This window comes from Pseudomonas umsongensis (assembly GCF_002236105.1).
GTDB classification, from domain to species: Bacteria; Pseudomonadota; Gammaproteobacteria; order Pseudomonadales; family Pseudomonadaceae; genus Aquipseudomonas; species Aquipseudomonas umsongensis.
This window is the reverse complement of record NZ_NIWU01000006.1, coordinates 1-14206: the sequence shown is the minus strand read 5'-3', so window position 1 is coordinate 14206 and position 14206 is coordinate 1. Positions and strand designations below refer to the sequence as shown.

Genomic DNA, 14206 nt, shown 5'->3' with positions numbered 1-14206 from the left:
GATTCCTGTCGCACGATGGTTCCAAGTCCTTGTATTCACTGAGCTCTGCCTGTCGTTTTCAGTGCACTCAACTGTGTAACCTGTTTATTCAGCAGGTCGATACGCCGGGCCATGCTCTCTATCAGGCTGTTAGCAATCTTCGGATTGCTCTGGGTAAGGCTCAAGAACTGATCCTTGGGAATGCGCATGAGGGTGCAGGGTTCACTGGTGATGACCGTTGCGTTGCGTTTCTCCCCGGTAAACACGGCCATGGCGCCGAAAATCTCATCCTTGGGCACGTCGCCCACCTTCACCCCATCGACAAACGCTTCGGCATGGCCGTCGATGATCACGAACACATGGTCCGCCTCATCGCCCTGATGGATCAGGATTTCGCCGCTGGCAACTCGCTGGAAGCCGTTGGTGGCGCGAAACTCCGGTTGCTTGAGGCGCGCCACGGCATCGGACAGCAGGGCGGTCTGGCCCGCCATGTACTGCAGGAACAGCTCCGAGCGGGTCGGGTCGGCATAGATGTGCTGGAACACCTGCGATCGAAGGTAGGGTGTCAGCGCCAGGGGCGTCTTGCTGCACAAGCGACAGCGCGGCAATCCCGCGTCCTGGCGCAGGCCGATCAGATCGCCATGCTGCAGGTAGAACAGTGCGCGGTCGTCGATGCATCCATGCAGCCGGCCGTCATCCAGCATGAACAGTTGATCGGCGGGCAAAACGGCGGCCAGGTCGTCGATGGCGGAAAATTCGACGGCGGGCCCGCTCGGTGTCAAACCCTGCAACAGCCGGGCGGGAATGTTCTGCAGGCGAGTGATCAGTGTTTCGGCGTAGGCCGGTTGTTCCCCAAGTAAGTACATGGCGAGCGGTACTCGTTCAATTCTTGTGGCGTGACGAGATGGCTTCGAGTTGTTTGTTCAAGGCTTCCTTGCGTTCGGCGGGGATGTCATTCCAGTGCACGTCCATCAAGGCGCCTTCGATCGCGTACAACAACACCTTGGACGCCCGGAACCCGCGCGTGCGCACGGCTCGATAAGCATCCACCGCCCCCAGGCGACGCAAGTCCGAGGCGCTGTGGATGCCCACGGCATGCAGCCATTGCGCCGACGTCTTGCCAAGATTCTTCAGGTGTTGCAGTTCATCATTCATCAAGCCTCCTTGCGATGGCCGAATGGTGCATGGGCAAGCTTCTGAGGAGTGTAGCCATCAGTAGGAAAAGCGTGATTGTTTGCTCGTTTTTGACGCAAAAGCTTCTAAGAGGCCGCTGGCTGTGATGCTGCCAAAAGCAAGGAAAAGGTGAGAAAAGCGATCAATTTGCCAAGTTTTCAGGCAATACTGCCCAAAATTCAGCGCAATGTCGGGGCGCTGGACTTGTCAATTCAGACTGGCGGTCAGCGGGTGCGATAACGCAGGCGCGTACCGAAGTTCATCGACATCAGGATTTCGTCCGCGCTCAGCTCCACTGGGAAATAGGCGCCGGAAATCTGTGCGTGGGCCAGGCTCGCACCTTCGAGCGAAGCGTTGCGAAAATCGATGCCGCGCAGATCGGCGGAGCGAAAATAGGCGTCGGTGAAGTCGATGCCCTCGGCGTTGAGTTCGCGCAGGTCGAGGCCGCGGAAATCACCACCGATCATGTCGATAGGACCCTGTTTGGGGCGCTCTTTGTTAAAACCGGTGATGTCGTCTTTATGCAGCAAGGCATACAGCGGGGAGTCGAGCAGTTTCGGCTGGCTCATGTCACGTCACCTGTTGGATTTATGACGCCAGTATAGTGCCACTGTTTGAAGGCCGTGAAGCCGGATCAGGCTTCACGGCTCAAATGCTCCTTACAGGCCGGGCAGGCGCTGGCGAATCTGTTCTACGACTGTGTCGAGGGTTCCGCTTTCGTTGGTCTGCACGCGTTTGCTGCAGAGGATTTCTGCGGGCGTCAATGCTTCACGACTGGCTTGCTGGGCTTCGATTACGGCCAGGGTGGCGTCGGACGGATCCTTTTTGTCTGCCTGGCGCAGGGCCAGCCAACTCTCGATCACCGCTTGTGGTGCATTGCAGTCAAGGATCAGGAAAGGCGCGCCGGTCGCTTCGGCCACTTTCGCCGCCTTGTCGCGCTGTTCATGCTTGAGGTAGGTGGCATCGACCACCACCGGGAACCCGGCGTGCAGGATCAGCCCGGCAATTTCATGCAAGCGCTGGTAGGTCGCGACACTGGCATCGGCACTATAAATGCCGGCTTGCAGGTCATTGGCGACGGTTTGCTCGCCGAACAGGCGTTTGCGTTCGACATCGGAGCGCAGGCGAATCGCCCCCAGTGCTTCGACCAGGCGCATGGCCACGTGGCTTTTGCCAACGGCGGAAACGCCGTGGGTGATGGCCATGAAGGGGGACGGGATGGTGCTGTAGCTTTCCGCCAGGTTGGCGTAGTTGCGGTATTGGCGCAGTGCCGTGGCGCGCTGCACCGCAGTGGCCTCGGCCGGCATGCTGAACAAGGTGACCTTGGCGCGCACCAATGCTCGGTAGGCTTTATAGAAGTTCAGCAGTTCCAGACCCTGGTAATCGCCGGTCAGCTCCAGGTATTGGCTGATGAATCGACGTGCCAGGCACTTCAGGCCGCGGTCTTCCAGGTCCATCGCCAGGAAGGCGGTGTCGGCGTACACGTCGGTGAAGCGGAACGGTTCGTTGAACTCGATGCAGTCGAAGATCACCACGCGGCCGTCGATCACGGTAGCGTTGCCCAAATGGATGTCGCCGTGGCATTCGCGAATGAAGCCCTCTGCCTTGCGTTGGGCAAACAGTGGCTTGAGACGTTCGAAGCTGCTTTCAGCCCAGGCCAGCAGGGCGTCCAGTTGCAGCAGATCGGCCTTGTCGCTGAGGAAGGGGCGAATTTGCTCGAAGTTCTGTCGTACAGGGGCCATGACGCTGTCTGCGGTCCCGGCTTCGTGTTCTGCCGGCACTCGCGGTGCGTCCAGATGGAAGCGGGCAATCTGTTCGGCCATCTGGTCGATGTGCGCCGGCGTCAGTTCGCCATTGGCTTGCAGAGTGCTGAGCAATCCGTCCTGGTCAAACTGGCGCATTTTCAGCGCGTACTCGATGGCTGGACCCTCGCCGCCCAGTTGCGGTGCTTCGGCGCTACCGGTGATCGGTAACACTTCGAGATAAAGATCCTGGGTCAGGCGCTGGTTCAGGCGCAGCTCTTCTGCGCAGAAATGCTTGCGAGCCTCGAGGGTGGTGAAGTCGAGGAAGCCGAAGTTCATCGGCTTCTTCACTTTATAAGCAAAGGGGCCGGTAAGCACGACCCAGGAAATGTGGGTCTCGATGACCTTGAAACCATCTACAGGATGCGGGTAGAGGGCCGGGTTTTGCAGGGCGGCGATCAGGGACTGGCTCACAGGCGATCCTTAAGAGTCGGAAAAAATTCAGGTCGTCATTATGGCGTCTAGCCAGCCTAACGCAAACTCGCGGGCCTCCTGTTGACTATGAATAAAGTGCGTATAATCCGCCGCCATGACTCGTACTCGATCCCCCCGTACCCCAAAGAATCCCCCCTCCAGAGGCCTGCGGCCCTGGCTTGGCTGGGCCCTTAAACTCAGCCTGGTCGGCCTTGTGGTGCTGGCCGGGTTCGCCGTTTACCTCGATGCCATCGTGCAGGAGAAGTTCTCCGGTAAGCGCTGGATGATTCCGGCCAAGGTCTACGCACGTCCGCTCGAGCTGTTCGTCGGACAAAAGCTGAGCAGGGACGATTTTCTCACCGAGCTCGATGCCTTGGGCTATCGCCGTGAAAGCGTGGCCAACGGTCCGGGCGCGGCTTCCGTCAACGGCAATACCGTCGATCTGAATACCCGTGGCTTCCAGTTCTATGAAGGCATGGAGCAAGCGCAACCGGTGCGTGTGCGCTTCTCGGGCGATTACGTGGCCGAACTGTCGGCGGCCAAGGGTTCGAAATTGTCGGTGGTGCGTCTGGAACCGCTGCTGATCGGTGGCCTGTACCCGAAAAACCTCGAAGACCGGATCCTGATCAAGATCGATCAGGTGCCACCGTATTTGCTCGAGACCCTGGTCGCGGTCGAGGACCGTGACTTCTATCACCACTTTGGTGTCTCGCCGAAGTCGATTGCCCGGGCGATCTGGGTCAACGGCTCGTCGGGTCGCATGCGTCAGGGGGGGAGTACCCTGACCCAGCAGCTGGTCAAGAACTTCTACCTGACCAACGAGCGCAGCCTGACCCGCAAACTGACCGAAGCCATGATGGCGTTGCTGTTGGAACTGCACTACGACAAGCGTGAGATCCTTGAGGCTTACCTCAACGAAGTGTTTATCGGTCAGGACGGTCAACGCGCGGTGCACGGTTTCGGCCTGGCCAGCCAGTTCTTCTTTAGTCAGCCTCTGGCCGAGCTCAAGCTGCATCAGGTGGCCTTGCTGGTCGGCATGGTCAAGGGGCCGTCCTCCTACAACCCGCGCCGGTATCCGGAGCGTGCACTTGAGCGGCGTAACCTGGTGCTCGATGTGCTGCAGGAGCAGGGTGTCGCCACGGCGGAGCAAGTCGAAGCGGCGAAAAAAATGCCGTTGGGCGTGACCAAGCGCGGCAGTCTGGCGGACAGCTCGTTCCCTGGCTTCCTTGACCTGGTCAAGCGCCAGCTGCGTGAAGACTACCGCGACGAAGACTTGACCGAGGAGGGGCTGCGGATCTTCACCAGCTTCGATCCGATCCTGCAGATGAAGGCCGAAGCGTCGGTCAACGACACGTTCAAGCGCCTGTCCGGTCGCAAGGGCTCGGATGAGGTCGAGGCGGCGATGGTGGTGACCAATCCGGAAACCGGCGAGGTGCAGGCCATGATCGGCAGTCGCCAGGCCAGCTTTGCCGGTTTCAACCGGGCGCTGGACGCGGTGCGGCCGATCGGCTCGTTGATCAAGCCGGCGGTTTACCTGACGGCGCTGGAAAAACCGAGCCAGTACACATTGACCAGTTGGCTGTCGGACGACTACTTCTCGGTCAAGGGCGCCGACGGCCAGGTCTGGAAACCGCAGAACTATGATCGCCGTTCCCACGGCACGGTCTTCCTTTACCAAGGGCTGGCGCACTCCTACAACTTGTCGACCGCACGCCTGGGCCTGGCCGTGGGTGTGCCGAATGTCCTCAAGACTCTTGGGCGCCTGGGTGTCAGTCGCGAGTTTCCGGCCTTCCCGTCGATGTTGCTGGGCGCTGGCGGTATGACCCCGATCGAAGTGGCGACCATGTACCAGACGCTCGCCAATGGCGGTTTCAATACGCCGATGCGCGGGATCCGTAGCGTCCTGACGGCGGAAGGCGAGCCGCTCAAGCGTTATCCGTTCCAGATCCAGCAGCGTTTCGACCCCGCGTCGATCTACCTGATCCAGAGCGCCATGCAGCGCGTGATGCGTGAAGGTACCGGCAGCTCGGTCTACAACGTGTTGCCAAAGACCTTGACCCTGGCCGGCAAGACCGGCACCAGTAACGACTCGCGAGACAGTTGGTTCGCAGGTTTCAGTCAGGACTTGCTGGCGGTGGTCTGGTTGGGACGCGACGACAACGGCAAGACACCGTTCACGGGTGCCACCGGTGCGTTGCAGGTCTGGACCAGCTTCATGCGCAAGGCCGACCCGTTGCCGCTGGACATGCCGCAGCCGGATAATATCGTTCAGGCCTGGGTCGATTCGCGAACCGGCCAAGGCTCCGACGCCGGTTGCCCCGGCGCCGTGCAGATGCCGTATATTCGCGGCAGCGAACCGCCTCCCGGTCCCGCTTGTGGTGGCGAAAGCCCGATCAACGGTGAAACGGTGATGGATTGGGTCAAGGGCTGGATGAATTAAGCAAAGAGGGTTTCAAGTGAACAAGTGGTTGATTCCAGCGATTACCGCCGTGGCTTTGCTCAGCGGTTGTTCTTCGGTACAGCGCGGCTCGATTCCGGTGGTGGACTCCGGCACCAAGGTCTCCAATAGCGAGCGCGTATCGGCGAACGGCGGCTACCGTCAGACGACGGTAAAGCGTCCTGTGCAACCCCAGGCCCAGGAGATTCCACAAGGCGATACTGGTGTTGTCGTGATGGTGCCGGGTGGTGGTGCGGTGACGTCGGCACCGATCAGCACGACTCCGATTACTCCGGGACCAATAACCCCGGGCCCGATTACGCCCGGGCCGATCGACACGTCGCCGGTTCAGTCCGCGCCGGTCAATCAAGGCAGCTACAGCATGCCCTCGACACCGAGCAGGATTCCGTCGGCCACTTCCGGTGGCTTGTCCGCCGACGAGCAACTGGACGGGCCGGTGCTGGCATTATTAACCACCGCCCAGCAGCAACAGGCCGGCGGCGATCTCAATGGCGCTTCTTCCAGCCTCGAGCGCGCCCAGCGTGTCGCCCCGCGTGAGCCGCAAGTGCTCTATCGCCTGGCGCAGGTGCGCATGGCCCAAGGTGATGCGCCGCAGGCCGAGCAATTTGCTCGCCGTGGCCTGACCTTCGCCAACGGGCGTCCGGCACTGCAGGCCAGCCTTTGGGAGCTGATTGCCCAAGCGCGCGAGAAGCAGGGTGATTCGGCGGGCGCCGCTTTGGCTCGCCAGAAAGCCAAGGTTACTTCGTGATGGATGTACGGTTTCCGAAGATTGCCGATCAACTGCTGCTGATCGAACGCGAATTGCGGGTGCAAGGGTGGTGGGACGAGGTCGCGCCATCCGCTGAAGCGCTGTCCAGCGTCGAGCCGTTTTCAGTTGATACGCTGGACTTCGAGCAGTGGCTGCAATGGATCTTCCTGCCGCGCATGAAAGCAATCCTGGAGCAGGATCTGCCCTTGCCGAATGCATCGGGGATTCAGGAGATGGCTGAAATGGTCTTCGCCCAGCGCAATGTCCAGGGCAAGGATCGGCAGCTGCAGGCTTTGCTCAAAGAGTTCGATCAACTAATCACCGCCTCGCGCTGAGCTGCAATCCCCTGTAGGAGCTGTCGAGTGCAACGAGGCTGCGATCTTTTGATCTTGCTTTCAAAAAAAGATCGCAGCCTCGTTGCACTCGACAGCTCCTACGGGCTCCTACATGCAGTTATCCGCAATCTGCCTTTGCGTTTCATCGATGCGCTCCTGACGCTGGGAGCCATCAATACGCCGCATCTGGCCATCCACTTCCTCTCTTAAACGCGGATTATTCTGCAATTGCGCCAGATTGGTTCGCGCCTGTTCGCAGAAAGCCTTCAGCTGGTTCTGTTGCTCGCTCACCTGCTTCTTCACCGACTTGTCGATCGCCTGTTGGTCGCCAATGGCCCCGTTTTGTGCGCCAGTGCCCGACCTGCCAGGCTTTGGGGCGGGCGTGACGATGGTAGTGGCAGGCTGATCCCGAGGCGGTTGAGCATCGAAATGGGTAACGCCCTGGGCGTCGACCCACTGGTAAATCTGCGCGGCCATGGACAGCGGGCTAAGGGCGAGCATCAGGCCGGCGATGAGGAAGTGCGTACGCATGCCAATTCCTTGTCAAAAGTTGCGCAATTGAAGCTAACACGCAGGGGGTTTACAGGTTTTTTCTTGCGTTCTCATGTGGTTAGTAGAATAAAGCTCATAGACGACTTGACTTGCAAGGGACGAAACAGAAGAATCCAAAGTCCGCTGTAGAGGGACTGCCAGAAGCAGACCCACTCAGCAGATCATGAGGCGCACATCCGCGCCGACCTGTTACACCCGCAACGCGTTACCTCGCGCTGGGTGGGAAAGGCCCGCAACACTTGGGACGATCCCAATACTTGCTCAGTCAGTGCTGACGTAGTCGGCGACCACCGTCGCTCATGCTCTGCTGGGAAGTAAACCTATTAAGACCCGTCCCCCTTTTCGTGGACGGTATTCTGGCGTTTTAGAGGTGAACAACGTGGAGCTTTTATCTGGCGGTGAGATGCTCGTCCGCTTTTTGCGCGACGAAGGCGTCAAATATATCTACGGGTACCCGGGCGGTGCTCTTCTTCATGTCTATGATGCCTTGTTCAAAGAACCGGAAGTGACTCACATCCTGGTTCGTCACGAGCAGGCCGCGACCCATATGGCTGACGGCTACGCCCGTGCCACCGGTAAAGCCGGCGTGGTACTGGTGACCTCCGGCCCGGGCGCGACCAACGCCATCACCGGTATCGCCACGGCCTACATGGACTCCATTCCGATGGTGGTGATTTCCGGCCAAGTGCCTAGCACCATGGTCGGTACCGACGCCTTCCAGGAAACCGACATGATCGGTATTTCCCGGCCGATCGTGAAACACAGCTTCATGATCAAGCATGCGTCGGAAATCCCGGAAGTCATGAAGAAGGCGTTCTACCTGGCGCAATCCGGTCGTCCTGGTCCGGTCGTTGTCGATATTCCGAAAGACATGACCAACCCGGCCGAGAAGTTCGAATACGTCTTCCCGAAAAAAGCCAAGCTGCGCTCCTACAGCCCGGCCGTTCGCGGCCACTCGGGGCAAATCCGCAAGGCGGCAGAAATGCTCCTGGCGGCCAAGCGGCCTGTGCTGTATTCGGGCGGTGGCGTCATCCTGGGTGGTGGCTCCGCGCCGCTCACCGAGTTGGCGAAGATGCTCAACCTGCCAGTGACCAACACCCTGATGGGCCTGGGCGGTTACCCTGGTACCGACCGTCAGTTCATCGGCATGCTGGGTATGCACGGCAGCTACACCGCCAACCTGGCGATGCACCATGCTGACGTGATCCTGGCCGTCGGCGCGCGCTTCGACGACCGCGTCATCAACGGCGCATCGAAGTTCTGCCCGAACGCCAAGATCATCCACATCGACATCGACCCGGCTTCGATCTCCAAGACCATCAAGGCCGATGTGCCTATCGTGGGTCCGGTCGAGAGCGTCCTGACCGAAATGGTCGCGATCCTCAAGGAAATCGGCGAGACCCCGAACAAGGAGTCCGTGGCCAGCTGGTGGAAGCAGATCGACGAGTGGCGCGGTGACCGCGGCCTGTTCCCTTATGACAAGGGCGACGGCAGTGTCATCAAGCCGCAGGCGGTGATTGAAACCCTGTGCGAAGTGACCAAGGGCGATGCCTTTGTAGCCTCCGACGTGGGTCAGCACCAGATGTTCGCGGCGCAGTACTACAAGTTCAACAAGCCGAACCGCTGGATCAACTCCGGTGGCCTGGGCACGATGGGCTTCGGTTTCCCTGCGGCCATGGGTATCAAGTTGAGCTTTCCGGATGATGACGTCGCCTGCGTAACGGGCGAGGGCAGCATCCAGATGAACATTCAGGAATTGTCGACCTGCCTGCAATACGGTTTGCCGGTCAAGATCGTCATCCTGAACAACGGTGTACTGGGCATGGTTCGCCAATGGCAGGACATGAGCTACGGCAGCCGTCACTCTCATTCCTACATGGAATCGCTGCCTGATTTCGTCAAGCTGGCGGAGGCCTATGGCCACGTTGGCGTGCGCATCACTGATTCGAAAGATTTGAAGTCGAAGATGGAAGAGGCGTTCGCCATGAAAGATCGCCTGGTGGTAATCGATATTTCGGTCGACACCAGCGAGCACGTCTATCCGATGCAGATCAAAGACGGCTCCATGCGCGATATGTGGCTGAGCAAGACGGAGCGTACTTAATCATGCGGCACATTATTTCCTTGCTTCTGGAAAACGAACCTGGCGCTTTGTCTCGTGTTGTCGGCCTGTTCTCGCAGCGCAACTACAACATCGAAAGCCTGACCGTGGCCCCCACCGAAGACCCGACCCTGTCGCGTCTGACGCTGACCACTGTCGGGCACGATGAAGTCATCGAGCAGATCACCAAGAACCTGAACAAGCTGATCGAAGTGGTCAAATTGGTCGACCTGTCGGAAAGTGCTCACATCGAGCGCGAACTGATGCTGGTCAAGGTCAAGGCCACCGGCGCCCAGCGCGCCGAGATCAAGCGCACCACCGATATTTACCGTGGACAGATCGTCGATGTCAGTGCCAGCGTATATACCGTTCAATTGACCGGTACCAGCGACAAGCTCGACAGCTTCATCCAGTCCATTGGCACCGCCTCGATCCTGGAGACCGTCCGCAGTGGCGTCACCGGTATTGCCCGCGGCGACAAAGTACTCAGCATCTAAACCAAATTAGCGAATGGCCTGAACGGCCTGATATAGGGGAAATTCATGAAAGTTTTCTACGATAAAGACTGCGACCTGTCGATCATCCAGGGCAAGAAAGTTGCCATCATCGGTTACGGCTCCCAAGGCCACGCTCAAGCGTGCAACCTGAAAGATTCCGGCGTTGACGTGACTGTTGGCCTGCGCAAAGGCTCGGCCACTGTTGCCAAGGCTGAAGCCCACGGCCTGAAAGTGACTGACGTTGCTTCCGCTGTTGCTGCTGCCGACCTGGTCATGATCCTGACCCCGGACGAGTTCCAGTCTTCCCTGTACAAGAACGAAATCGAGCCGAACATCAAGAAAGGCGCCACCCTGGCCTTCTCCCACGGTTTCGCGATCCACTACAACCAGGTTGTGCCGCGCGCTGACCTCGACGTGATCATGATCGCGCCGAAGGCACCAGGTCATACCGTACGTTCCGAGTTCGTCAAAGGCGGCGGTATCCCTGACCTGATCGCGATCTACCAGGACGCATCCGGCAACGCTAAAAACGTAGCACTGTCCTACGCTGCTGGCGTGGGTGGCGGTCGTACCGGCATCATCGAAACCACCTTCAAGGACGAGACTGAAACCGACCTGTTCGGCGAACAAGCCGTTCTGTGCGGCGGTACCGTTGAACTGGTAAAAGCTGGTTTCGAAACCCTGGTTGAAGCTGGCTACGCGCCGGAAATGGCCTACTTCGAATGCCTGCACGAACTGAAGCTGATCGTGGACCTCATGTACGAAGGCGGTATCGCCAACATGAACTACTCGATCTCCAACAACGCCGAGTACGGCGAGTACGTGACTGGCCCGGAAGTGATCAACGCCGAATCCCGTCAGGCCATGCGCAACGCCCTGAAACGCATTCAGGACGGCGAATACGCCAAGATGTTCATCAGCGAAGGCGCTACCGGCTATCCTTCGATGACCGCCAAGCGTCGTAATAACGCCGCGCACGGTATCGAAGTCATCGGCGAGCAACTGCGCTCCATGATGCCTTGGATCGGTGCCAACAAGATCGTCGACAAAGCCAAGAACTAAGTCGATTACTTGTACGAAAAACGCGGCTTAGGCCGCGTTTTTTCGTTTGGGTGATCGGTTCTGGTATAAAGCTGCATCGTTTGCGGTCGAACCGTCGTCCCAGACACCTGTCGAAACTTTCCACCCCGTTGCAAGGTAATGTCCATGAGCGAACGTCCCGAAGAGCCAAAGCAGGCTTCTGACGCCGAAAGCCTTCTGCCCATCGATGAGCACATCGAAGAAGGGCATGACGCTGACGGCCGTAAAGTCCGGCATCGTGGTATCTATCTTCTGCCGAATCTGTTCACCACTGCGAATCTCTTCGCAGGGTTCTATTCCATCATCAACTCGATGAGCGCCCAGAGTGCCTTGAGTGCCGGCGATTCGATTGGTGCGAGCAAGTATTTTGCGTTCGCCGCCATCGCGATTTTCGTGGCGATGGTGCTCGACGGCCTTGACGGCCGCGTTGCCCGCATGACCAATACCCAGAGCGCCTTTGGCGCCGAGTACGACTCGCTGTCGGACATGGTCGCCTTTGGCGTGGCACCGGCGTTGCTCGCCTTCGGCTGGGCGCTTGGTGACATGGGCAAAGTCGGCTGGATGGTCGCCTTCATCTATGTCGCGGGTGCGGCGTTGCGCCTGGCACGGTTCAACACCCAGGTCGGTACTGCCGACAAGCGTTATTTCATCGGTCTCGCCAGCCCGGCTGCGGCGGGAGTCGTAGCCGGTATTGTCTGGGCGTTCAGTGATTACGGCATCCAGGGTTCCAAGATGTCCTTCCTGGTTGCGCTGATGGTGGCGGCGGCCGGCATGCTGATGGTCAGCAACATCAAGTACAACAGCTTCAAGGAGCTGGACCTGAAAGGGCGCGTTCCGTTTGTGGCGATCCTTGCTGTGGTGTTGGTGTTTGCCGTCGTATTCAGTGATCCGCCGCGCATCCTGCTCCTGGTGTTCCTCGCCTACGCCGCATCTGGTCCAGTCCAATACCTGTTACATCTTCGTCGGCGTAAAAGCGCCGAGTGATGTAATTTCCCTCATACTCCGCAGTCTGTTGGTGCGCCTGTTCTCCAATGCTGCGGAGTAGCCATGCTGATCAAAGTCCCAAAAGCGTCCGACTGCCATGAGTCGGACGTCACGCCTGAATCTCTCTATCTTTCTCGACGCAATGTATTGGGTGCTGCCGTAACCGGATTGGCGGTGAGCAGTCTGCCGCGGTGGGCGGTGGCCGATGAAGCGGCGCGATACCCGGGTGTCGAGCCTGGCAAGGCACCCTCCTGGTTTGGCGAAAAGCTTCCCTCGATTCGATGGGGTGCCGTCAGCGTGAAGGATGAGGCGATCACACCGTTCAAGGACGCGACGCATTACAACAACTTCTATGAGTTCGGCACTGACAAGGGTGACCCGGCTGCCAACGCCGGTGCGCTGAAAACCGAACCCTGGAGCGTGGTCGTGGACGGGGAGGTGGGTAAGCCTGGGCGGTATGCTCTGGAAGACTTCATGAAGCCTTATCAGTTGGAAGAGCGCATTTACCGTTTGCGCTGCGTTGAGGCGTGGTCGATGGTGATTCCATGGATCGGCTTCCCCATTTCGGCGCTGCTTGGCCAGGTAGAGCCCACGTCAAGCGCCAAATTCATACGCTTCGAAACCCTGCAGGATCCAAAGAGCATGCCTGGACAGCGGTCCGGGTTCGCCTTGATCGACTGGCCTTATGTAGAAGGGCTGCGATTGGATGAAGCCATGAACCCGCTGGCAATACTGGCGGTGGGGATGTACGGGCGTGAGTTGCCGAACCAGAACGGGGCGCCTTTGCGTTTGGTCGTGCCATGGAAGTACGGGTTTAAAAGCATCAAGTCCATCGTGCGGATAAGCCTGGTGAGCGAACAGCCTAAAACCACTTGGCAGAGTATTGCCGCGGATGAATACGGTTTCTACGCGAACGTGAATCCTACGGTTGACCACCCGCGCTGGACCCAGGCTCGCGAGCGCCGACTGCCGAGCGGCCTGTTCAAGCCCAATGTGCGTGACACGCTGATATTCAACGGTTATGCGGATGAAGTCGCTTCTTTATATGCAGGGCTCGATTTGCGGAAGAATTATTGATGCGATATCCGCTCTGGCGTACAGCGGTTTTCATTTGTGCAATGGTGTGGCCGCTGCTTTGGTTGTACCAGGCCTGGCAGGATGCGCTGGGGCCTGATCCCGGCAAGGTGCTGGTTGATCGGTTGGGGTTAGGGGCGCTTGTGCTGTTGCTCATCACGCTCAGTATGACGCCGCTGCAAAAGCTCACGGGTTGGGCGGTGTGGATAGCGGTCCGGCGGCAATTGGGATTGTGGTGTTTCGCTTACGTGGTTCTGCACTTGAGCGCCTACCTGGCGTTCATCCTTGGATTTGACTGGTCGCAGCTAGGTGTCGAATTGCGCAAGCGACCGTACATCATTGTCGGGGCAATGGGTTTTTTGTGTTTGCTGTCGTTGGCTTGCACGTCCAATCGATACAGCCAACGACGTATGGGAGTTCTTTGGAAGAAGCTGCATCGCTTGGCTTATCTGGTTCTCGTGCTCGGATTGCTGCATATGCTCTGGATCGTGCGCGCCGATGTTAAGGAGTGGTCGATCTATGCATCTATAGGCGCATTGCTGTTAGTGCTCAGGCTACCGCCGCTGGCTCGTCGAATCCCGCGCCTGATCGCTAAAAAGGGTACTTCTGCCAAAAAGGCGTAATTAGTGGTTGACGGCAGATTCTGGAAGCCTATAATTCGCCCCACTTCCGGCGCAGTCGAAACGGAAAACTCCTTGGTAAACAATGAGTTACGCAGTTTTCGGCAGCAGGTTGCTTCAGTTCATCGAAGCGCCAAGGAAGTTGAAAAAGAGGTGTTGACAGCAGCGTGTAACGCTGTAGAATTCGCCTCCCGCTGATGAGAGATCTGAAGCGCAAGTGGTTGAAGTTGTTAAGGTTTTCTTGAAAGCTTCTGAAAAATATCACTTGACAGCAAATGAGGCTGCTGTAGAATGCGCGCCTCGGTTGAGACGAAAGATCTTAACCAACCGCTCTTTAACAACTGAATCAAGCAATTCGTGTGGGTGCTTGTGGAGTCAGACTGCTAGTC

At 58.5% G+C, this 14206-nt stretch carries 14 protein-coding genes; 9 read left to right on the top strand and 5 right to left on the bottom strand.

The genetic code is table 11. The features are described from left to right. Positions 1-35 precede the first annotated feature (35 nt). From PSUM_RS24435 to PSUM_RS24420, 4 genes are all read right to left on the bottom strand, one after another. The gene (locus PSUM_RS24435; protein WP_020798585.1) at positions 36-845 is read right to left on the bottom strand and encodes a Crp/Fnr family transcriptional regulator; all 810 of its coding nucleotides are present in this window, start codon (positions 843-845) and stop codon (positions 36-38) included. Positions 846-861: 16 nt separating this feature from the next. Beyond that, positions 862-1134, bottom strand: coding sequence for a TfoX/Sxy family protein (locus PSUM_RS24430; protein ID WP_007971093.1), 273 nt, complete (start codon positions 1132-1134; stop codon positions 862-864). A gap of 242 nt (positions 1135-1376) precedes the next feature. Continuing rightward, positions 1377-1721 carry a pentapeptide repeat-containing protein gene (locus tag PSUM_RS24425; protein ID WP_020798584.1) on the bottom strand — a complete coding sequence of 115 codons (345 nt, stop codon included), beginning with the start codon at positions 1719-1721 and terminating at the stop codon, positions 1377-1379. 90 nt (positions 1722-1811) lie between these two features. After that, positions 1812-3368 carry a bifunctional aminoglycoside phosphotransferase/ATP-binding protein gene (locus PSUM_RS24420; RefSeq protein WP_033044038.1) on the bottom strand — a complete coding sequence of 519 codons (1557 nt, stop codon included), beginning with the start codon at positions 3366-3368 and terminating at the stop codon, positions 1812-1814. 115 nt (positions 3369-3483) lie between these two features. Here PSUM_RS24420 and mrcB point away from each other — a divergent pair, with 115 nt between their 5' ends. From mrcB to PSUM_RS24405, 3 genes are read left to right on the top strand one after another with little or no spacing between them, the layout of a single operon-like run. Further along, positions 3484-5808, top strand: a complete 2325-nt coding sequence (mrcB, locus tag PSUM_RS24415; RefSeq protein ID WP_033044039.1) for a penicillin-binding protein 1B — start codon at positions 3484-3486, stop codon at positions 5806-5808. A gap of 16 nt (positions 5809-5824) precedes the next feature. Continuing rightward, positions 5825-6574 (top strand): tetratricopeptide repeat protein, encoded by a 750-nt coding sequence (locus PSUM_RS24410; protein ID WP_083349760.1) that lies wholly within the window; start codon positions 5825-5827, stop codon positions 6572-6574. Next, the gene (locus tag PSUM_RS24405) at positions 6574-6909 is read left to right on the top strand and encodes a YqcC family protein (protein ID WP_020798580.1); all 336 of its coding nucleotides are present in this window, start codon (positions 6574-6576) and stop codon (positions 6907-6909) included. The genes PSUM_RS24410 and PSUM_RS24405 overlap by 1 nt, the downstream gene beginning before the upstream one ends. Positions 6910-7017: 108 nt before the next feature. On the opposite strand, the gene PSUM_RS24400 is transcribed toward PSUM_RS24405, so the two are convergent. Next, the gene (locus tag PSUM_RS24400) at positions 7018-7440 is read right to left on the bottom strand and encodes a DUF4124 domain-containing protein (protein ID WP_083349759.1); all 423 of its coding nucleotides are present in this window, start codon (positions 7438-7440) and stop codon (positions 7018-7020) included. A gap of 400 nt (positions 7441-7840) precedes the next feature. Between PSUM_RS24400 and PSUM_RS24395 the strand changes: the two genes are divergently transcribed. The 6 genes from PSUM_RS24395 to msrQ all read left to right on the top strand — a co-directional run bounded on the left by PSUM_RS24395 (position 7841) and on the right by msrQ (position 13820). Beyond that, on the top strand, positions 7841-9565 hold the full coding sequence (locus PSUM_RS24395; RefSeq protein WP_020798578.1) for an acetolactate synthase 3 large subunit: 1725 nt from the start codon (positions 7841-7843) through the stop codon (positions 9563-9565). Positions 9566-9567: 2 nt separating this feature from the next. Beyond that, complete coding sequence (gene ilvN / locus PSUM_RS24390; protein WP_003176102.1) at positions 9568-10059, top strand: acetolactate synthase small subunit; 492 nt, start codon at positions 9568-9570, stop codon at positions 10057-10059. A gap of 45 nt (positions 10060-10104) precedes the next feature. Further along, positions 10105-11121, top strand: a complete 1017-nt coding sequence (gene ilvC, locus PSUM_RS24385; RefSeq protein ID WP_007909969.1) for a ketol-acid reductoisomerase — start codon at positions 10105-10107, stop codon at positions 11119-11121. A gap of 144 nt (positions 11122-11265) precedes the next feature. Beyond that, positions 11266-12123: a CDP-diacylglycerol--serine O-phosphatidyltransferase gene (pssA, locus tag PSUM_RS24380; protein ID WP_020798577.1), complete on the top strand. Its 858-nt coding sequence runs from the start codon at positions 11266-11268 to the stop codon at positions 12121-12123. 63 nt (positions 12124-12186) lie between these two features. Beyond that, positions 12187-13200, top strand: coding sequence for a protein-methionine-sulfoxide reductase catalytic subunit MsrP (msrP, locus tag PSUM_RS24375; protein WP_020798576.1), 1014 nt, complete (start codon positions 12187-12189; stop codon positions 13198-13200). Further along, positions 13200-13820: a protein-methionine-sulfoxide reductase heme-binding subunit MsrQ gene (msrQ, locus tag PSUM_RS24370; RefSeq protein WP_033044642.1), complete on the top strand. Its 621-nt coding sequence runs from the start codon at positions 13200-13202 to the stop codon at positions 13818-13820. The genes msrP and msrQ overlap by 1 nt, the downstream gene beginning before the upstream one ends. The last annotated feature ends 386 nt before the right edge of the window (positions 13821-14206 follow it).

Coding starts and splice junctions, on each gene's coding strand:
- PSUM_RS24435 (WP_020798585.1), bottom strand. CDS start 845: ATGTACTTACTTGGGGAACAACCGGCCTACGCCGAAACACTGATCACT.
- PSUM_RS24405 (WP_020798580.1), top strand. CDS start 6,574: ATGGATGTACGGTTTCCGAAGATTGCCGATCAACTGCTGCTGATCGAA.
- ilvN (WP_003176102.1), top strand. CDS start 9,568: ATGCGGCACATTATTTCCTTGCTTCTGGAAAACGAACCTGGCGCTTTG.
- pssA (WP_020798577.1), top strand. CDS start 11,266: ATGAGCGAACGTCCCGAAGAGCCAAAGCAGGCTTCTGACGCCGAAAGC.
- mrcB (WP_033044039.1), top strand. CDS start 3,484: ATGACTCGTACTCGATCCCCCCGTACCCCAAAGAATCCCCCCTCCAGA.
- msrP (WP_020798576.1), top strand. CDS start 12,187: ATGCTGATCAAAGTCCCAAAAGCGTCCGACTGCCATGAGTCGGACGTC.
- msrQ (WP_033044642.1), top strand. CDS start 13,200: ATGCGATATCCGCTCTGGCGTACAGCGGTTTTCATTTGTGCAATGGTG.
- ilvC (WP_007909969.1), top strand. CDS start 10,105: ATGAAAGTTTTCTACGATAAAGACTGCGACCTGTCGATCATCCAGGGC.
- PSUM_RS24400 (WP_083349759.1), bottom strand. CDS start 7,440: ATGCGTACGCACTTCCTCATCGCCGGCCTGATGCTCGCCCTTAGCCCG.
- PSUM_RS24425 (WP_020798584.1), bottom strand. CDS start 1,721: ATGAGCCAGCCGAAACTGCTCGACTCCCCGCTGTATGCCTTGCTGCAT.
- PSUM_RS24430 (WP_007971093.1), bottom strand. CDS start 1,134: ATGAATGATGAACTGCAACACCTGAAGAATCTTGGCAAGACGTCGGCG.